Below are 20,833 nucleotides of genomic sequence, written 5' to 3'. Positions count from 1 at the left end.
CAAGATGCAAATAAGTTGTTTTAAAGCCTACGATATTCGTGGCAAGTTACTTGAGCAATTAGACGAAAATGTTGCTTACCGCATAGGCCGTGCTTATGCCGAGTATTTGAAAGCCGATAAAGTCGTTGTGGGTGGTGATGTTCGTCACACTTCAGCACCATTAAAATTAGCATTGAGTGCTGGTTTAGTTGATGGTGGCGCTAATGTGATTGATTTAGGCATGACAGGTACTGAAGAGATTTACTTCGCTACTAAACACTTAGGAGTGGATGGTGGTATAGAAGTTACCGCTAGTCACAATCCAATTGATTACAATGGTATGAAGTTAGTTAAAAGCGAATCTCGTCCTATTAGTGGTGATACTGGATTGTTTGCAATTAAAGATATTGCTGAACAATATGAGCAAGACACTGTCGAGTCGCGTTTGAGTTTTTTTTCGGATAAACGCTGTAGTGATGAAGCTTTTCTAAAAGGAGAGGGAAGTGTTTCCACTGAAAAGCTCACCGCATCTGGCAAATATTCACAGCGCTCTTGTTTACCGGCCTATGTTGAACATATGCTTTCTTATGTTGATTTAAATAACTTCAAGCCACTGAAACTGGTAGTCAATGCGGGTAATGGAGCGGCAGGAAAAGCGTTAGATAGTATTGAACAACAACTGGAAGCTCTCAATATCCCCATTAAATTCATTAAAGTGCATCATCAACCAGATGGTGACTTCCCTAATGGTATTCCAAATCCATTATTACCTGAAAGCCGGGCGGATACAGCTGATGCTGTTATTGCCCATAAAGCAGATATGGGGATTGCCTGGGACGGTGATTTTGACCGCTGCTTTTTGTTTGATGAAAAGGGTGAATTTGTTGAAGGTTATTACATCGTCGGTTTGTTAGCAAAAGCGTTTTTAGATAAAGATGCCTCAAGCAAAATTATTTACGACCCGCGGGTATATTGGAATACCGAAGATATTGTGAAAAATGCCGGTGGCACACCAATTAAAAGTAAAACTGGGCATGCTTTTATTAAAGAAAGAATGCGTAAAGAGGATGCTGTTTACGGTGGTGAAATGAGTGCTCATCATTATTTTCGAGATTTCGCTTATTGTGACTCAGGTATGATCCCTTGGTTATTGGTAGCAGAGTTAATTTGCACCAGCGCGCAACCTTTATCTGCATTAGTGAAACAGCGTATAGCAGCTTTCCCATCTTCTGGTGAAATTAATAGCTTATTAGAAGACGCTGATGCTGCACTTGCTCGTGTTATAGCAAAATATCAGCCCATGGCAGAGGTCATTGATGATACTGACGGTGTAGGATTGGAGTTTGGTAATTGGCGGTTTAACTTAAGGAAATCGAATACCGAACCTGTTATCCGATTAAATGTTGAATCCTCAGGGGATATTACCTTGATGGAGGAAAAAACCGCAGAGTTATTGGAGATTATCCGCGCTTAATTCAATTGTGTAGTAGTTAAAAGTTAATAAAAATAGTCCTTATGGGCTATTTTTTTTGGATAATGAATGATGGTAGGGACAGGCATTGTGGCAACTATCGAGACATTTGTTGAATTATCCAAATAATCATTAAATGGCTGCCAATGGTAATTGCGGTTAGACGGATACGCAATGAGCGATACCATGAGGCGAGGGTATAGAGTCTAAACTCGTAGAAAATGACTAGGGTATAGCTGCAAGCTAAGGTCATTAGCGCGATTACCGGAGGTAACCAAATTACACTTAGCCAAGCTAGAATTGACGGCAGCATCGCCATATATAAGAAGACTACAGAGCGTTTTTTGTCAATTCCATCAAACCATAATGCCCCACCTAAGAATGATAAAATTATTGCAGAATACTGAATGAAAAAGTCTACGCCTTCAAAGTAAGAGACGGTTTCCCAAAGTATAAAAAAAGGCAGCATGATAAAGGGTATTAATCCTGCGTAACCTAATATTTTGGCGTGGTATTTAAGCATTTTTATCACTTTTTTTAATGTTATATATTTGTTACGTCAACAATGACGACAAGTTTCATAATTTTAAAGATAAATTAACGTAGATATCTAAGTTTTTGTAAAATAGTAAGTTTACAGTCAATTAAAAGGAAAAAAAATAGCGCCAATAGGCGCTATTTTTAACATTACTAACTGGTTACTTTTTAATTGGGTTGTATTTTCTTACCTCTTCACCAGTATAAAGCTGGCGAGGACGACCAATTTTTTGACCAGGTTGACTTAGCATTTCATGCCAATGAGATACCCAACCGACAGTTCTTGCTAGGGCAAAAATACAAGTAAACATGTTAGTTGGAATACCTATTGCCTTAAGAATGATACCTGAATAAAAATCCACATTCGGGAAAAGCTTCTTCTCAGCGAAGTAAGGGTCGCTTAATGCAATTTTTTCAAGTTCCATTGCTACATTTAACAATGGATCGTCAATATTCATTTCTTCAAGGACTTCATGACAGCTTTCACGCATTACAGTTGCACGAGGATCATGGTTTTTGTATACGCGATGACCAAAGCCCATTAATCTGAACGGGTCATTTTTGTCTTTAGCGCGATCAATAAACTCTGGAATACGGTCAACACTGCCAATTTCTTGTAACATGTTTAAACATGCTTCATTTGCTCCACCATGAGCAGGTCCCCATAAAGATGCAACACCAGCGGCGATACATGCGTAAGGGTTAGCACCAGATGAACCGGCAAGTCTTACTGTTGAAGTAGAAGCATTTTGTTCGTGATCCGCATGTAACGTAAAGATACGATCCATAGCGCGAGAAACTGCTGGGCTTATTTCATAATTTTCAGCAGGTACAGAAAACATCATATTTAGGAAGTTTTCTGCATAACTTAAATCATTTCTTGGATAAACGAAGGGTTGACCAACGTTATATTTGTAACACATAGCAACTAAAGTCGGCATTTTCGCGATTAAGCGGTATGCACTTCTTAGGCGTTGTTCAGGATCTGAAATATCCAAGTCATCGTGATAGAAGCTAGAAAGAGCACCAACTGTGCCACACAACATGGCCATTGGGTGAGCATCTCTGCGGAAGCCTCTAAAGAAATTTGTTAATTGATCGTGAACCAAAGTGTGACGCGTTATGGTGTTTTTAAAATCAGTATACTCTTCTGAAGTTGGCGTTTTGTCGTGTAATAACATGTAACAAACTTCAATATAATCAGCGTCTCTCGCCAATTCTTCAATTGAATAACCTCTATGTAGCAATACGCCTTTAGCTCCATCAATGAAAGTGATGGATGATTCGCAAGAACCAGTAGCCATGAAACCAGGGTCGAAAGTGAAGTACCCGCTAGAGCCTAATGCTCGAACATCTATTACGTCGTTCCCAGCAGTTCCCGAAAGTACCGGAAGTTCTACTTCTTTGTCGCCTACTTTTAAAATGGCTTTAGTTTCTGCCATAAGATGTTCTCCTTAGACTAAGTTCTTAAACTGTTAAAAATATATACAATAATAACAGCCATGAAAAAAAATGTGGTATTTGTACTTAGAAAGTTAGCTCAAGTCAATTTTAATACATGAATGTTTAATATTTATTCTTAAAATGTACCTAGAATACTCATAACTACCCAAATTCAGAATTAAACTGTTTTTATCTAGAACAAAAATTGTAATTAATCTCAACGCTGGATATACTTTACAACACTAAATGAAAAAAACGCTTAGTTGTTAAAGGTTTAACAGTTAATTAACAAGGCGTTAACAGTTGGGCTTGCTTAACTCTATTTCGTTTATGCACTATACAACATAATAACTTTAAATAAATGCGTCAAACCTCAACAATGATTACAGGCACATAAAGTGAAAAAACAAAGACCAGTCAATCTTCAACTCAATACGATAAGTTTTCCCCCCTCAGCTATAGTTTCTATTTTACATCGGGCAACCGGTGTGGCTATGTTCTTCGCTCTGATTTTTGTGATCTGGGCGTGGGCTGTATCTGTATCATCCTTAGATGGATTCAATACAGTGCAAGAAGTAATGGCAGGGCCTCTTGGTAAATTCGTTGCTATCGGTACCTTATCCGCCTTGACCTATCATATCCTTGGCGGTATCCGTCACGTGATTATGGATATGGGTCACTGGGAAGAAATCGATTCAGGCAACTTAAGCGCACAAGCCACTATTGGTTTGTGGGTATTAGTGACTATCGTTATAGGAGTTATATTGTGGTAACCGAACAAGCGGGTTTAAAACGTAACGGAGTACAAGATTTTGTTACTCTGCGTGCTACGGCACTTATCATAACCTTATTTTCTTTTTACATGACCTATTTCTTCATTGCTACACCCGTGGTGACATTTGAAATTTGGAAAGATTTATTTTCTAGCATATTTATGAAAGTTTTCACTTTCATTACGCTAGTAGCAATTATGTATCATGTAAGAATTGGTCTTTGGCAAGTTTTAACAGACTATGTCAAGGGGCCAGGTTTGCGAGCAACGTTACAATATGTTCTTAACATTATTGCATTTGTTTATGTTGCAGTTGGTTTATTTGTTTTGTGGGGTGTGTAGTGAGTATTCCGGTACATGAGTTCGATGCAGTAGTAGTAGGAGCTGGCGGCGCTGGAATGCGAGCAGCTTTACAAATTTCTCAATCAGGTAAGTCCTGTGCGTTACTTTCAAAAGTATTTCCAACACGATCACACACGGTTTCTGCTCAAGGTGGAATTACTGTAGCGTTAGGTAATGCCCACGAAGATAACTGGGAATGGCACATGTACGATACCGTTAAAGGTTCTGATTATATCGGTGACCAAGATGCTATCGAATATATGTGTAAAACAGGTCCTGAAGCCATTATTGAAATGGAAAATATGGGATTACCATTTTCTCGTTTTGAAGACGGCAGAATTTATCAGCGTCCTTTCGGTGGGCAGTCGCAAAACTTCGGTGGTGAGCAAGGTGCTCGTACTGCAGCGGCAGCTGACCGTACAGGTCACGCATTATTGCATTTGCTTTATCAGCAAAATGTTAAAAATAAAACGAAAGTATTCAGTGAATGGTACGCCCTTGATTTAGTCAAAAACCAAAATGGTGATGTAGTAGGTTGTACTGCAATTGACATTGAAAGTGGTGAAGTCGTTTACTTCAAATCTAAAGCGGTGGTGTTAGCTACAGGCGGAGCAGGTCGTATCTATGCTTCAACTACTAATGCTCACATTAACACTGGTGATGGTGTTGGTATGGCATTACGAGCTGGCGTACCGGTTCAAGATATGGAAATGTGGCAGTTCCACCCGACCGGTATCGCCGGCGCTGGTACCCTAGTAACCGAAGGTTGTCGTGGTGAAGGTGGTTACCTTCTAAACAAAGACGGCGAACGCTTTATGGAACGTTATGCACCAAACGCGAAAGATTTGGCGGGTCGTGACGTTGTTGCTCGTTCAATGATGACCGAGATTCGTGAGGGGCGTGGTTGTGACGGTCCTTGGGGTACTCACATTAAACTTAAGCTTGATCACTTAGGTAAAGATGTACTTGAGTCAAGATTACCTGGTATTCTTGAATTGTCTCGTACCTTCGCCCACGTTGATCCGGTTAAAGAACCAATCCCAGTTATTCCTACTTGTCACTATATGATGGGTGGTATTCCAACTAATGTTGATGGTCAAGCGATAGGTATCGATAAAGACGGTAATGAAAAACCCATTGGCGGACTATTCGCTTGTGGTGAAATTGCTTGTGTATCTGTACACGGTGCCAACCGCTTAGGTGGGAACTCGTTATTAGACTTGGTTGTATTTGGTCGTGCCACAGGTCTACATCTTGGTGAAGCTATCGATAAAATTGATTCTACAGAAGCATCACAAACAGATGTGGAAGAGGCAATGGTACGTTTCAATCGCTGGGAAAGCTCAGAGGTTGGTAAAGGTGAAGATCCAGTTCAAATTAAGAAAGATTTGCAGCAATGTATGCAACTTAACTTCTCTGTATTCCGTGAAGGGGATGCGATGGCCGAAGGTCTTGCTGAACTGAAAGAAATTAGGGAAAGATTGAAATTCGCTCGTCTAGATGACAAGAGTAGTGATTTCAACACTCAACGCATTGAGTGTCTTGAACTTGATAACCTAATGGAAACTGCGTTTAGTACTGCAGTAGCTGCGAACTTTAGAACAGAAAGTCGTGGTGCTCATAGCCGCTTCGATTATCCAGATCGTGATGATTCACAATGGTTGTGTCACTCTGTTTATTTGCCAGAGTCAGAGTCAATGCTTAAGCGTGACGTGAACATGACACCGAAGCTACGCGAAGCGTTTCCACCTAAAGCTAGAACTTATTAATAGGAGTAACGAAGATGAATCTTACTTTCTCAATATATCGTTACAACCCGGATGTTGATAACGCGCCACGCATGCAAGAATACTCGCTTGAAGTGGAAGAAGGGCAAGACATGATGGTGCTTGATGCACTTATCGCCCTTAAAGAACAAGATCCAACGTTATCATTTAGACGCTCATGCCGAGAAGGTGTGTGTGGTTCTGATGGCGTGAACATGAATGGTAAAAATGGTTTGGCTTGTATTACGCCACTTTCCGCATTAGGAAAAGGCAAAATCGTAGTTCGTCCTTTACCAGGTTTGCCAGTGGTACGTGATTTAGTCGTTGATATGAGTCAGTTCTATACTCAATATGAAAAAATTAAACCGTTTTTGATTAATGATGATAATCATCCGCCAGCACGTGAACATCTTCAATTGCCTGAAGAGCGTGCTAAGCTAGATGGTTTATATGAATGTATACTTTGTGCATGTTGTTCTACTTCATGTCCGTCATTTTGGTGGAATCCAGATAAATTTATTGGACCTGCCGGATTGCTGCACGCTTATCGATTCCTAATCGATAGTCGTGATACAGCCACTGATGCACGACTCAGTGATTTGGATGACGCATTTAGCGTTTTCCGTTGTCACGGGATAATGAACTGCGTTAGTGTTTGCCCGAAAGGACTTAATCCTACTAAAGCTATCGGCCATATTAAGTCGATGCTACTACAACGGGCTGTTTAGTTTAGTCATTTGACACCATTGGTGTTAATCGTGACAGCAAGTCTAAATAGCCATCCTTCGTAGGATGGCTTTTTTGCTTAAAAAATCAAACCTTTTGGGTTTATTTACTTTAATTTTTTGGATATTTACGCATATTAGATATCCAGTTGTTAGCCTGACTTTTTAAAGGGACAATAATGCAACAAAGCGTGATGAAAGCATGGTGGGATTCTTCACACATGGCTGGCGGAAACGCTGCTTATATAGAAGAACTCTACGAAGCATTTTTGGAAGATCCAAACAGTGTTTCAGAGCAGTGGCGAAGTATATTCGAAGCTTTGCCTAAAGTAGATGGTGTTGAATTAGATACCAACCATTCTTTAATAAGAGAGCAATTCAAAGCCCTAGCAGCACTAGGTCCTGCGGCTAGAGCAACCAGCAGTGCGCCAGCGAAGGCTGCAAGTAGTGATGAGAAGCAAGTAAGAGTACTGCAACTAATCAATGCTTATCGATTCAGAGGGCATCAACATGCTAATTTAGATCCATTGGATTTATGGAAGCAGCCTAGAGTTCGAGATCTAGAGTTATCCCACCACAACTTGACTGAAAAAGATTTCGATACCCATTTTAATGTTGGTTCGTATGCTATTGGTCAAGAAACCATGACATTAAAGGATTTATTCACTTCCTTAAATAGAACCTATTGTGGTTCTATTGGTTCTGAATATATGCACATTACTGATACTGAACAAAAACGCTGGTTACAGCAGCGCATTGAATCGGTGCAGGCTAAACCTGAAATTAGTCGCGATGAAAAAGTTAATATACTGAAAGGCTTAGTAGCCGCGGATGGTATGGAAAAGTACTTAGGGGCTAAATTCCCTGGTGCTAAACGCTTTTCATTAGAAGGTGGCGATGCATTAGTTCCTATGCTAAAAGGCTTGATTAGTCACGCTGGTGTAAATGGCACTAAAGAAGTAGTGATTGGGATGGCTCACCGTGGCCGACTAAATGTTCTTGTGAATGTTTTAGGTAAAAACCCTTCAGTTTTGTTTGATGAGTTCTCAGGAAAGCATGATGAGTCACTAGGTGCTGGTGATGTAAAATACCATGCTGGTTTCTCATCTGACTTTGCGACTGAAGGTGGTAACGTGCATTTAGCATTAGCCTTCAACCCGTCCCACTTAGAAATTGTAAACCCCGTGGTTATTGGTTCAGTAAGAGCCCGCCTTGATCGCCGCCAGTGTGAAGATGGTTCTACCGTTTTGCCAATTACTATTCATGGTGATTCGGCTATTGCTGGACAAGGTGTTGTTCAGGAGACATTTAACATGTCTCAGACACGCGGATTTAAAGTGGGTGGAACAGTTAGAATCGTGATAAATAACCAAGTTGGTTTTACCACATCTAAAACTGAAGATACCCGCTCAACGCAATACTGTACAGATATTGCAAAAATGGTTCAGGCTCCTATATTCCACGTAAATTCTGATGATCCTGAAGCTGTATTATTCGTCACCAAACTAGCGTTAGATTATCGTAACACCTTTAAACGTGATGTGATGATTGATTTAGTTTGTTATCGACGTCATGGCCATAACGAAGCTGATGAGCCAAATGCAACGCAGCCATTGATGTATCAAAAAATTAAAAAGCATCCTGTTCCCCGTGCATTGTACGCTGATCAACTAACCGCTGAAGGAAGTCTTGAAGCCCACGAAGTGGACAAATTAGTCAGTGAGTATCGAGCAGCCTTAGATCATGGTGCTTGTGTTGTACCTGAATGGCGTCCTATGACTGAGCACTCTGTTGACTGGACTCCGTATTTAGGACATGAATGGAATTCGCCTTATGATGCACAAATCGAAAAAGACAAACTTATCGAGTTAGGGCGTTCTATTGTTAGTTATCCAGAGAGTTTTAAACTGCAATCTCGAGTGAAAAAGCTCTATGGTGATCGTGAAGCCATGTTGGCTGAAGATAAACTGATTGACTGGGGAATGGCTGAAAATTTAGCCTATGCTGATATTGTTTCAAGAGGAACAAATATTCGCTTAACTGGTCAAGATTCCGGTCGTGGTACTTTCTTCCATCGCCATGCTGTTTTGCATAACCAAAGTGATGGCGCAGAATATATGCCGTTGCAACACGTTAGTGAAGAGCAAGGTAAAATGGAAATCTACGATTCGGTGCTTTCTGAAGCTGCGGTTGTTGCCTTTGAATTTGGCTATGCCACTGCTGAACCAGGTACATTAACTATTTGGGAAGCGCAATTTGGTGATTTTGCCAATGGTGCCCAAGTGGTAATCGATCAGTTCTTAAGTTCTGGTGAAGCCAAGTGGGGACGTTTATGTGGACTAACTCTATTGTTGCCACATGGTTACGAAGGGCAAGGTCCAGAGCATAGTTCTGCTAGATTAGAACGTTTTCTACAATTATGTGCTGATCATAATTGGCAAGTATGTGTGCCTTCTACTCCGGCACAGGTTTACAATATGATCAGACGTCAAGCAATTCGTCCCATGCGTAAACCGTTAATCGTAATGTCTCCTAAATCACTATTACGTCATCCTTTAGCAGTGTCGAGTTTTGATGAGTTAACCGATGGTGTTTTCCATACTGTTATTGACGAAATTGACGATATTAAACCAGCAGACGTTAAGCGTGTTGTTATGTGTTCCGGTAAAGTTTATTACGATTTATTAGAACAACGTCGTAAAAATGAACAACATGATGTAGCGATTGTCAGAATTGAACAACTTTATCCATTCCCAAGTGAGGAAGTGGTGGCAAACATCACTAAAAAGTATCCTCATGTTAAAGATTGGGTATGGTGTCAAGAAGAACCACAGAATCAGGGAGCTTGGTATTGTAGCCAGCATCACTTCTGGGCATCTATCCCAGAAGGAGCAAAACTAACTTATGCAGGCAGAACTGCATCTGCTTCTCCTGCAGTTGGCTATAATGCAGTTCACAATCAACAGCAAAAAGCGTTGGTTGATGATGCACTTACTCTATAATTAGGAACCAGTATGACAATAGAAATTAAAGTACCGGTGCTACCAGAATCAGTAGCAGATGCTTCGATTGCCACATGGCATGTCAAAGTTGGTGACAAAGTCAGTCGAGATCAAAATCTTGTTGATATCGAAACCGACAAAGTAGTGTTAGAAGTTGTGTCACCAGATGCGGGTACAATCACAGAGATTATGGATGCTGAGGGCGATACCGTCCTTGGTGAACAAATCATTGCAAAACTAGAAGAAGGCGAAGGCGCTAGCAGTGTAAAAGCACCAGCAGCACCAGCAGCTAGTCAACCAACTACATCAAGTACAAAGGGTAAATCAGTGGAAATTAAAGTTCCTGTGCTGCCAGAATCGGTAGCTGACGCAACAATCGCAACATGGCACGTACAACCTGGGGAAGCTGTTTCTCGGGATCAGAACCTAGTGGACATCGAAACTGACAAAGTTGTGTTAGAAGTCGTTGCTCCAGCAGATGGTTCACTAACTGACATTGTTGCTCAAGAAGGCGACACTGTAACTGCAGAGCAAGTCATCGCAAACTTTGCAGAAGGTGCAGGTGCATCGGCTCCGGCAGCGTCAGAATCTGAAGAAGCTGAATCTGCTGATGAAAATGACGCGTTAAGCCCATCAGTTAGACGTTTATTGGCTGAAAAAGGCGTTGATGCGTCTAATATCAAAGGCACGGGTAAAGGCGGTCGTATTACCAAAGAAGATGTAGAAAAACATCTTAAAGGCGCTTCTAAACCTGCAGCTAAAGATGTGCCAGCCGCACCTGCAGCTTTAGTGGGTGAACGTACTGAAAAACGTGTTCCAATGACCCGATTACGGAAAACGATTGCAAGTCGTTTATTAGAAGCGAAAAATTCTACGGCTATGTTGACTACCTTTAATGAAATCAACATGAAGCCAATTATGGATTTGCGTAAGCAATATCAAGAAAGCTTCGAAAAGCGTCACGGTATACGTTTAGGTTTCATGTCGTTTTATGTGAAAGCGGTAACTGAAGCACTAAAACGTTTCCCTGAAGTGAATGCATCAATTGATGGTGATGATATCGTTTATCATAACTATTTTGATATCTCTATTGCGGTTTCTACGCCACGTGGATTGGTTACACCGGTTTTACGAGATTGTGACGCTTTAGGTATGGCAGGAATTGAAAGTGGTATTAAATCTCTTGCTCTTAAAGGTCGAGATGGCAAACTAGCTATGGATGACCTTCAAGGTGGTAACTTTACTATTACTAACGGCGGTGTATTTGGTTCGTTGTTATCAACACCAATTATTAATCCACCACAAAGTGCTATTCTTGGTATGCACAAAATCCAAGACCGTCCAATGGCGGTCAATGGAAAAGTTGAAATTTTACCTATGATGTATTTGGCGCTATCTTATGACCACCGTATTGTTGATGGTAAAGAATCCGTAGGCTTTTTGGTTACGGTTAAAGAAATGTTAGAAGATCCAACTCGTCTACTATTAGATGTGTAATATCTTGTTCTAAATCGAATTGATAGATGATAGTGAAAGCTATCATCTATCCAAATGTCGGTATTTTATCGACACCTTTAATCAAGTCGCTAAAATGCGGCTTTTATATTAAATTAAACGGATAGAAACACCATGAATTTGCATGAATATCAAGGTAAGCAATTATTCAAAGAATATGGCTTACCAGTATCTGAAGGGTTTGCTACAGATTCTCCAGAAGAAGCTGCAGCAGCGGCCGATAAAATTGGCGGAAGTGAATGGGTAGTAAAGTGCCAAGTACACGCAGGTGGCCGAGGCAAGGCTGGCGGTGTTAAGTTAGTTAAATCCAAAGATGAAATTAAAGCGTTTGCTGAAAAATGGTTAGGTAAAAACCTAGTTACATTCCAAACTGACGAAAATGGCCAACCAGTAAGCAAGATTTTAGTTGAATCTTGTACTGATATCGCTGACGAACTTTATTTAGGTGCGGTTGTAGACCGTACTTCACGTCGTATCGTTTTCATGGCATCTACAGAAGGCGGTGTTGAAATTGAAACCGTTGCTGAGGAAACTCCTGAAAAGATTTTAAAAGCTGAAATCGACCCTATCGTTGGTGCTCAACCGTACCAAGCACGTGATATGGCATTCCAGTTGGGCCTTAAAGGTGTGCAAATCAAACAGTTCACTAAAATCTTTTTAGGTTTAGCGAAAATGTTTGTTGATCTTGATATCGCACTTATCGAAATTAACCCATTAGTGATTAAAGATGACGGTGACATTCACTGTCTAGACGCTAAAGTGGCAATCGATGGCAACGCTGCTTATCGTCAGCCTAAAGTGAAAGCCATGCACGATCCATCACAAGATGATGCCCGTGAAGCTGAAGCGGCTAAATGGGAACTTAACTATGTAGCACTAGACGGAAACGTTGGTTGTATGGTTAACGGTGCCGGTCTAGCAATGGGTACAATGGATATTGTTAACCTTCACGGTGGCAAGCCAGCTAACTTCCTTGATGTGGGCGGCGGTGCAACTAAAGAACGTGTTGCTGAAGCATTCAAAATCATTCTTTCTGACAGTAACGTTAGCGCAGTATTAGTTAATATATTCGGTGGAATTGTACGTTGTGACATGATCGCTGAAGGTATTATTGGTGCAGTTAAAGAAGTCGGTGTAAACGTACCTGTAGTTGTGCGTCTTGAAGGTACTAACGCTGAACTAGGCCGTGAAGTTCTTGCTTCTTCTGACCTAGATATAATCGCTGCAAGCAGTTTGACTGACGCAGCTCAGCAAGTTGTTAAAGCTGCGGAGGGCAAATAATGTCAGTATTAATTAATAAACATACCAAAGTTATCTGTCAGGGTTTTACTGGTGGTCAAGGTACTTTCCACTCTGAGCAGGCTATTGCTTATGGTACACAAATGGTTGGTGGTGTAACACCTGGTAAAGGCGGAACAACTCACTTAGACCTACCTGTATTTAACACTGTTCGTGAAGCGGTAGAAACTACTGGCGCAACAGCTTCTGTTATTTATGTTCCTGCACCTTTCTGTAAAGATTCAATTGTTGAAGCTGCTGATGCGGGCATCGAATTGATTATTTGTATCACTGAAGGTATTCCTACTATCGACATGTTGTTCGTTAAAGAATACTTGACTGTGAAAGGCGTTCGTATGATCGGTCCAAACTGCCCAGGTGTTATCACTCCGGGCGAATGTAAAATTGGTATCATGCCTGGTCATATTCATAAGCCTGGTAAAGTGGGTATCGTTTCACGTTCTGGTACTCTTACTTATGAAGCGGTTAAACAAACGACAGATGAAGGTTTCGGTCAATCTACTTGTGTAGGTATTGGTGGTGATCCTATCCCAGGTTCTAACTTCATCGACATCTTGAAGTTGTTCCAAGAAGATCCAGAAACTGAAGCAATTGTAATGATTGGTGAAATTGGTGGTTCAGCAGAAGAAGAAGCTGCTGAATTTATCAAAGCTAACGTTACTAAGCCAGTTGTGTCTTATATTGCTGGTGTAACTGCACCTGCTGGTAAGCGTATGGGTCACGCTGGTGCAATCATCGCCGGTGGTAAAGGTACAGCGGATGAGAAGTTTAAAGCACTTGAAGATGCAGGTGTTAAAACGGTTCGTTCACTTGCTGATATTGGTAAAGGATTGCGTGAAATTACCGGTTGGTAAGCTGCAATTAATTTACTAGACAAAACCCGCCAAAAAGGCGGGTTTTTTTATGTCTAACTTTATTCTTCTAATGAGTTTACCCGTTGATCAGTATTACTGCTTGAAATCTAATCTTGGTTGAATTTCAAGCCAGTTAACAGACTGCAAATACTTAACAAGATGCCAGTTCTGGTGCGCCGGATGTGGTGCCTTATGGCAGTACTACTGTGTTTGTCCGTGGTGCATTCAATGGATAGGATGAAAGCGATAGCATAAACTACGTGGATGACGGTATCTAGCGTTTTTTATATTAAGGACAAATAACAGAGTGGAGGCTAGTTTTTATATCCACAAGATCCACGTTTAATCACTTCTACTTGCATGGATTGTGTTTTCGGTTCTTTACCGTTTATCAGCGCCACAAGACTCGCCACTAATAATTCACCCGCGCGAATAGTATCTTGAGAAACCGTCGTTAACGGTGGGTGAGTAAAGCGTGATACTGGGATGTTGTCGTAACCTACAACAGCAATATCAGTGGGGATTTGTCTGCCTAGATCTTGGCATGCTTGCATTACTCCAATACCGATTAAGTCACTAGCACAACAGATAGCATCTATTTCTGGACTATCTGTCAAAAGTTGTTTAGCCGCATCATAACCTGAATTTTCAGTTGAAAATGCTTCAACTTGATAGTTTTTCTCTACCTTTAGTCGCGCATCTTTTAATGCTTGGCAATGACCCAAATAACGAGACTGAAATTCTGGTGCATGATCGTCAGCTCCGCCTATGAAAGCAAAGGTTTTACGTCCTGCTTCAATTAAATGTTGAGTAATATCAAATCCGCCTTGGTAGTTGTCACATCCAATAGAAATACCAGGGTGTTCTTTATCTTCGGGGCCCCATCTAACAAAATGGGTTTGTTGTTCTTCTAATTGGGTTAATTTATCTTGATAATCAACAAAGTCTCCATAGCCTAATAAGATAATCCCATCGGATTTATTGGTGTCTTTAAATTCAGCGTGCCAATCATCACCCATATTTTGAAAGGAAATCAAAAGATCGTATCCGGCCAGTGAACTAGCTTTAGTGATGCTGCCAATCATAGAAAGAAAAAATGGATTGATTAAAGAATCGTCAGTGGTTAAATCTTCAAACAACAACAGCGCTAATGTCTTGCTTTGTTGTTGACGTAAATTACTCGCATTTTTATCAACTTTATAATTTAATTCAGCCGCGATAGCTTTGATTTTATCGCGGGTTTGTTGATTAACCAAAGGGCTATCCCTAAGGGCTCTAGATACGGTAGATTGTGACACTCCGGCTAAATGGGCAATATCAAATGAGGTCGCTTTTACTTTCATAGTGATTACTTATTATTATTATTGAGCGATGCTGGTAAATGGAATTGGTTTAGTTCCTTACTTTTATACACCAGCTTTTGGTGTAAAGCTTTATAAATTATTTGATTAAAAAGATTTTGCCTTGGTAGCAAAGTGCTATAATGGCTTCTTTTTTCGTTTCTAATTCATGTGTTACAGGGGAACTATTAATGGCCGAGACAGACATTCGTCCGACCAACTTCATACGTCAAATTATTGATAAAGATTTGCAAGCAGGGTTGCACAAACAAATTCACACACGTTTTCCGCCTGAGCCTAATGGTTATCTTCACATAGGACACGCGAAATCGATCTGCCTGAATTTTGGTATTGCGCAAGATTATCAAGGAACCTGTAACCTCAGGTTTGATGATACTAATCCTGATAAAGAAGATATTGATTATGTTAATTCAATCAAGAACGATGTTCATTGGTTAGGTTTTGAATGGGAAGGTGACGCTCGTTACTCTTCAAACTATTTTGATCAGCTACACGCTTATGCCACTGAGTTAATCGAAAAAGGTTTGGCGTACGTTGACTTCTCCACCCAAGAAGCAATGCGTGAAATGCGTGGTACCTTAACCCAGCCTGGACAAAATAGTCCTTATCGGGACACCACAGTTGAACAAAACTTAGTTGAATTTAAAAAAATGACTGCGGGTGAATATGCTGAAGGGCAGTGTGTTCTGCGAGCTAAAATTGATATGACCTCGGCATTTATGTGTATGCGCGATCCCGTCATATATCGAGTTAAATTTGCTCACCATCATCAAACAGGTGATAAATGGTGTGTATACCCAATGTACGATTTTACCCACTGTATTTCAGATGCCATTGAAGGGATTACCCATTCACTGTGTACCTTAGAATTTCAGGATAATCGTCGTCTGTATGACTGGGTGATAGATAATATTGATATTCAGTCACAACCACGTCAATACGAATTTTCACGGTTAAACTTAGAATATACCGTGTTGAGTAAACGTAAACTGATCCAATTGGTTGAAGAAGACTACGTGCACGGGTGGGATGATCCACGTATGCCCACCATTGCCGGATTGCGCAGAAGAGGGTATACCCCAGATTCAGTGCGTGAGTTTTGTAAACGTATTGGTGTGACCAAAATGGATAATATGGTCGAAATGGGCATGCTTGAAGCTTGTATTCGAGAAGACCTCAATGAAAATGCCAATCGTGCCATGGCGGTATTATCGCCAGTGAAAGTCGTGATTGAAAATTACCCTGCTGATCAAGTTGAAGAACTGACTGCCGCCAATCATCCAAATGATGAAGGCAAGGGCACGCGCAGTATTCCTTTTACCCAAGAAGTATTAATTGAAGCTGATGACTTCCGTGAGCAAGCGAATAAGAAATTTAAACGCTTAGTATTGGGTAAAGAGGTACGTTTGCGTAATGCTTATGTGATTAAAGCGGAACGAGTTGAAAAAAATGCAGAAGGAGAGGTGACAACTATTTACTGTAGTTATGATCCCGATACCTTAGGTAAAGACCCAGCCGATGGCCGTAAAGTCAAAGGCGTGATCCATTGGGTAAGTGCCAGTAAAGCAGTGCCTGCTGAAATTCGACTTTATGATCGTTTGTTCACTACGCCTAATCCTGCAGCTGAGGAAAACTTTGTAGACTGCATCAACCCTGATTCATTAATCGTTAAAAATGGATGGGTTGAACCTAGCTTATTAGATGCACAAATAAACCAAACTGTACAATTTGAACGGACCGGTTATTTCTGTAAAGACAAAGACAGTAATGAAAGTAAATTGGTATTTAATCGTACCGTTGGTTTGCGTGATACTTGGGCAAAAATTGGCGATTAACTTTATGTAAACTGAGTTTCTGAAGCTAGGTTTATCTTCGTCTAATCAAAAAGTGCTGCTTGAAAAAGCTGCACTTTTTTTGTTTCTAAGGAATGTATTCTTTAGGCCTATTTAATACTCGGCTTTAGCCATAATATTAGGATTTTGGTTGGGCTACGAAGGTTTTTCCATTTTCTTCTTTACTGTCATCTGCCATTAAATATAAATAAAGAGGCATAATATCTTCTGGTGTTTTAAGGGTACTTGTTTCTTCACCTGGAAATGCTTTTGCGCGCATGGAAGTGCGAGTTGCACCTGGATTAATACAGTTGAAGCGTAATTTTGTACCTGCGTATTCATCCGCTAAAACTTGCATCATTCCTTCAGTGGCGAATTTTGATATGGAGTAGGTTCCCCAATAGGCTCTTCCTTGGCTACCCACACTGGAGCTAGTAAACACAACAGAGGCTTGTGGAGCAAGTTCAAGCGCTTCTAACAATGCTTGTGTCATTAAAAATTGACTGTTTAAATTAACCTGCATTACCTCATTGAATATATCTTCTTCAATTTGTTTAAAAGGCTCTAGGTGTCCTAATAGACTGGCATTTTGCAATACGCCGTCTAGTTTTCCAAACTGACTAATAATAGTGTTAGCCATATCCTGATAATGCTTTTTTGTTGCGCCTTTCATATCTAAGGGGACGATAGCTGGCTCTGGGTATCCAGCTTCGATTATTTCATCGTAAACCGTTTCAAGCTTTTTAACTGTGCGGCCTAAAAGTATGACTGTGGCACCATGCTTGGCGAAGTTGATAGCGGCCGCTTTACCGATTCCAGCACCGGCACCAGTAATTAATATTGTTTTGTTTTGTAAGGCATTTAAAGAGGCAGAAAAATTGAGCATGTTAAAATATGAGTTAAGAAAAAGGTAATAGATCCTAACATTTAAGGGCTTTTGGAGGTATTCATTTTTAATTTAACTGAATAATCAGAGTCGGTTTTGAAAGAATTCATCCTTTTGTAAGTTCAGGGAGTTTAACAAACCATGAAAATTAGGCTTCTATTTCACTGTGAAGATATCTAACAATATTTTAACAAACTCATTTGCAAAAAACTAACAAAGCCAATACTATGGTGGTAATGACAACTGGTCATACTTGTTAGAAGTTGAAAGGCTCAAACAACATACAAATGTTGGCCAAAAAATCAACTTTTTGCATGTGTATCAATGAATTAACTGTATTTGGGAGAAATAATGAAAAAACTGTTAATCAGCACAAGTATCGCTGCAGTGTTTGTGCTCGCTGGTTGCGGTGGTGGCGATGAACTGAAAGAAATCCAACAAGATACTACGAAAACAGTTCCCGCTTCACGTATTATGTTTGACCCCTCCAATAGTGTATTGAATGTTCCAAATGACTTATTTTTCGCGTTAGTGGAAGTGACAGATGATGGTACGTTGGAAATGCCGGATGAGGTTGCGGGACAGGCAAATGGCGGAACGCCAGATTTTGGTAATCCATCGGCTGCACTAGGAGCGTTAGATGGTTGGTCAACTCAACATCCATTCACTTTTTCAACTTCTCATCCTGATGGTGTAAGTTTAGATGCTGCTTCAGCGGCAAGTGCTGGGGCAGTGCGTATATTCGAAGGTGCCATTGGTGGCGATTTGAATGATCCCGATTGCACCAATGTATCACCCATTACTGGCTGTAAAGTCGGTGCAGAATTGACCTTTGGGGTAGATTTTGTAACTACTGCTAGTGGTAATGATGTGGCTATTGTGCCACTCAAACCGTTAAAAGAATCAACTTCTTATTATGTGGTAGCGACGAATAAGCTAACTGCTGGTGGACAAGCGTTAAAACCATCAACTACTTATGAGTTAGTAAGACAAGATATTACAACTTTGCCATTGGCAACAGAATCGCAACTTAGTTTGCAGGGTATTATCAATTCTTACGAAGCGGTTTTAACTAGCCAAGCTGGATTGAGTCAAGATGAGATAATATTTAGCTATACTTTTACCACACAATCTACCACGCAAATTATAGATACTGTTAAACAACTACAAATTGCGCCTTTTGCACAAGCTATACAAGGTGGATTATCTCCTGAAGCTGCAGCAGCATATTTACCTGTCATTCCAGTATCGGAAGCGCCAGTATCAACAGCATTTGATATGCTAGCGCCGAGTTTATTAGGTGAAGATCACTTGGCAGGATTAACTGCGGTGGGGCTCAATACTTGTGATGGTATGATTTCCGCGATTTCTGATCCGTCTTCGCCATTATTCGATACTGCGGCTGCCGTTTTCCCTCAAGTAGGGGCATTTTGTGCTGCTTCTATGAAGTCAGGAATTATAGATTTACCCTATTACAGTGATCCTGTCGATCCATTAAATGGACGTTGGGAAGCTGCATGTACAAATGGTTTAGCACTGCAGACGCTAGGCAGCGAACAAATAGCTACCTTGTTGGCCAATGGTACTATTACTACTGGCGAGAATAACGACCTGTGTCAAGCTGCATCTGGTGGTCAATTGTTAGATTTGGATTTGACTAATGTGGGGGTAAATGACTTACGCCATGTTACTCGTTATAGTCCTATTCCAGCTGCTCAAGGCACAAATGATGATGGTACCGAAACCCTCAATGTTCAAATTACTATTCCAGATCCCACGGTTATAGCTGTATTGGCAGCCATACCTGACTCTGGTGTAACTGCCATTAGTAAGCCTGAATCTGGCTGGCCTGTGGTTATTCTACAACATGGTATCACTTCTAAGAAAGAAGACTTTTTAGCGATCACAGGTGCCTTGTCGCTGGCCGGTTTCGCTACAGTTGCCATAGATCATCCGTTGCATGGTAGTCGTGGGTTTACTATTGACGGGCAAGTAGTTAATACATCAACTGGTTTTGGAGGCTCGACTACAGATTATTTAAATCTAGCTTCACTACTTACCACTCGAGATAACAATCGTCAGAGTATCGTTGACGTTATGGGTTTACGTTTAGGATTAAATGCAGTTGTCGATTTAACCGGTGGTAGCGTTGATTTGGATGGCAGCAAAGTTTCCTATATTGGACAAAGTTTAGGTTCAATTACCGGTATTCCATCTGTTGCGTCTGCAAATAAATCATTTGGTGAAGGCAACCCTCTTGCAGCGTTTGATTCTATGTACGCTTTTGAAACTGCTGTATTTAACGTGCCTGGTGGCGGTACGGGTGGGTTCTTAATTGAATCACCTAGCTTTAGCAACTTGATTAAAGGTTCCTTATTAGCATCTTCGTCTACTGAGTTTCAAACTTACTTAGTTGAGTATGCAACGGAAAATCAAATCCCTGCAGAAGATGCAATAATACCGGCATTCATTGCTTATGAAGCGCAACTTGATGACGCTGGCTTGGCTGAAATTAATGCCACATTCGCTAGTTTCGTATTTGCGGCACAAACCATAACTGATGCATCAGATCCAAATAACTTTGCATCTTTACTTGCCTCTAATACTAGCTTTATGTTCCAAGAAGTTATCGGTGGCGGAACCAATGATGATGGTTCAACGGCGTTACCCGATCAGGTTATTCCTAATACAACGGTAAACTCTTCAACTTTTGCTGGTACTGAGCCTTTGGCGAACTTTGCTGGTTTAAGTGGAGTATCAAGTACTACTGAGGGGAATGGACTTGTACGCTTTATTGCTGGTGTTCACTCCAGTTTATTGAGCCCGTCACCTAGTGCGGCGGTAACAACTGAAATGCAAAAACAAGCTGCGGCATTTTTTGCCACAGGCGGTACAATTGTAGTCACTGATTCTTCGGTGGTTGCGAACTAAGTACAAAGCATGGTAAAAGCCAAGTCTCTGACTTGGCTTTTTTTTGTCTAGAGTTTGTCACCTCAAATTATTGGTGTCTATTAGGTTGTAGCATCAATAGCTTGGATATATTCTGACT

Annotated in this window: 15 protein-coding genes; 11 read left to right on the top strand and 4 right to left on the bottom strand. The window is 40.7% G+C overall.

Annotated elements, in window-relative coordinates:
- The first annotated feature begins 4 nt into the window (after positions 1-4).
- Positions 5-1,453: a phosphomannomutase CpsG gene (locus tag AB6T38_RS04995; RefSeq protein ID WP_372546257.1), complete on the top strand. Its 1,449-nt coding sequence runs from the start codon at positions 5-7 to the stop codon at positions 1,451-1,453.
- Positions 1,454-1,547: 94 nt separating this feature from the next.
- Here the strand turns inward: AB6T38_RS04995 and AB6T38_RS04990 are convergent, their stop codons facing one another.
- Both AB6T38_RS04990 and gltA read right to left on the bottom strand, forming a co-directional pair.
- Positions 1,548-1,973: a DUF3429 domain-containing protein gene (locus AB6T38_RS04990; protein WP_372546256.1), complete on the bottom strand. Its 426-nt coding sequence runs from the start codon at positions 1,971-1,973 to the stop codon at positions 1,548-1,550.
- 175 nt (positions 1,974-2,148) lie between these two features.
- Positions 2,149-3,429 carry a citrate synthase gene (gltA, locus tag AB6T38_RS04985; protein ID WP_372546255.1) on the bottom strand — a complete coding sequence of 427 codons (1,281 nt, stop codon included), beginning with the start codon at positions 3,427-3,429 and terminating at the stop codon, positions 2,149-2,151.
- Positions 3,430-3,828: 399 nt separating this feature from the next.
- Here gltA and sdhC point away from each other — a divergent pair, with 399 nt between their 5' ends.
- The 8 genes from sdhC (at position 3,829) to sucD (ending at position 13,705) form a co-directional block, all read left to right on the top strand.
- Positions 3,829-4,203, top strand: a complete 375-nt coding sequence (gene sdhC, locus AB6T38_RS04980) for a succinate dehydrogenase, cytochrome b556 subunit (RefSeq protein ID WP_303473763.1) — start codon at positions 3,829-3,831, stop codon at positions 4,201-4,203.
- Positions 4,197-4,544 carry a succinate dehydrogenase, hydrophobic membrane anchor protein gene (sdhD, locus tag AB6T38_RS04975; RefSeq protein WP_348490088.1) on the top strand — a complete coding sequence of 116 codons (348 nt, stop codon included), beginning with the start codon at positions 4,197-4,199 and terminating at the stop codon, positions 4,542-4,544. The genes sdhC and sdhD overlap by 7 nt, the downstream gene beginning before the upstream one ends.
- A complete protein-coding gene (gene sdhA / locus AB6T38_RS04970; RefSeq protein ID WP_372546254.1) occupies positions 4,544-6,313 on the top strand; it encodes a succinate dehydrogenase flavoprotein subunit in 1,770 nt (589 codons plus the stop codon). The genes sdhD and sdhA overlap by 1 nt, the downstream gene beginning before the upstream one ends.
- A gap of 14 nt (positions 6,314-6,327) precedes the next feature.
- Positions 6,328-7,038, top strand: a complete 711-nt coding sequence (locus AB6T38_RS04965) for a succinate dehydrogenase iron-sulfur subunit (protein ID WP_348490086.1) — start codon at positions 6,328-6,330, stop codon at positions 7,036-7,038.
- Positions 7,039-7,214: 176 nt separating this feature from the next.
- A complete protein-coding gene (gene sucA / locus AB6T38_RS04960) occupies positions 7,215-10,037 on the top strand; it encodes a 2-oxoglutarate dehydrogenase E1 component (RefSeq protein WP_372546253.1) in 2,823 nt (940 codons plus the stop codon).
- Positions 10,038-10,049: 12 nt separating this feature from the next.
- Positions 10,050-11,534, top strand: coding sequence for a 2-oxoglutarate dehydrogenase complex dihydrolipoyllysine-residue succinyltransferase (gene odhB / locus AB6T38_RS04955; protein WP_372546252.1), 1,485 nt, complete (start codon positions 10,050-10,052; stop codon positions 11,532-11,534).
- A 132-nt stretch (positions 11,535-11,666) separates the two neighbouring features.
- On the top strand, positions 11,667-12,833 hold the full coding sequence (gene sucC / locus AB6T38_RS04950) for an ADP-forming succinate--CoA ligase subunit beta (protein WP_303473770.1): 1,167 nt from the start codon (positions 11,667-11,669) through the stop codon (positions 12,831-12,833).
- On the top strand, positions 12,833-13,705 hold the full coding sequence (sucD, locus tag AB6T38_RS04945) for a succinate--CoA ligase subunit alpha (RefSeq protein ID WP_348490083.1): 873 nt from the start codon (positions 12,833-12,835) through the stop codon (positions 13,703-13,705). The genes sucC and sucD overlap by 1 nt, the downstream gene beginning before the upstream one ends.
- A 314-nt stretch (positions 13,706-14,019) precedes the next feature.
- Here sucD and AB6T38_RS04940 read toward each other — a convergent pair whose 3' ends face one another.
- The gene (locus AB6T38_RS04940) at positions 14,020-15,048 is read right to left on the bottom strand and encodes a LacI family DNA-binding transcriptional regulator (RefSeq protein ID WP_372546251.1); all 1,029 of its coding nucleotides are present in this window, start codon (positions 15,046-15,048) and stop codon (positions 14,020-14,022) included.
- Positions 15,049-15,236: 188 nt separating this feature from the next.
- Between AB6T38_RS04940 and glnS the strand changes: the two genes are divergently transcribed.
- Entirely contained in the window at positions 15,237-16,901 is a 1,665-nt protein-coding gene (gene glnS, locus AB6T38_RS04935) for a glutamine--tRNA ligase (protein WP_372546250.1), read from the top strand.
- Positions 16,902-17,037: 136 nt separating this feature from the next.
- Here glnS and AB6T38_RS04930 read toward each other — a convergent pair whose 3' ends face one another.
- Entirely contained in the window at positions 17,038-17,784 is a 747-nt protein-coding gene (locus AB6T38_RS04930) for a YciK family oxidoreductase (protein ID WP_372546249.1), read from the bottom strand.
- Positions 17,785-18,135: 351 nt separating this feature from the next.
- Between AB6T38_RS04930 and AB6T38_RS04925 the strand changes: the two genes are divergently transcribed.
- Positions 18,136-20,715 (top strand): VolA/Pla-1 family phospholipase, encoded by a 2,580-nt coding sequence (locus tag AB6T38_RS04925; protein ID WP_372546248.1) that lies wholly within the window; start codon positions 18,136-18,138, stop codon positions 20,713-20,715.
- Positions 20,716-20,833 lie beyond the last annotated feature (118 nt).

It is taken from the genome of Aliiglaciecola sp. SL4 (genome assembly GCF_041538045.1).
GTDB lineage: Bacteria > Pseudomonadota > Gammaproteobacteria > Enterobacterales > Alteromonadaceae > Aliiglaciecola.
The sequence above is the reverse complement of the archived record's forward strand: the minus strand, read 5'-3'. Positions and strand labels throughout refer to the sequence as shown.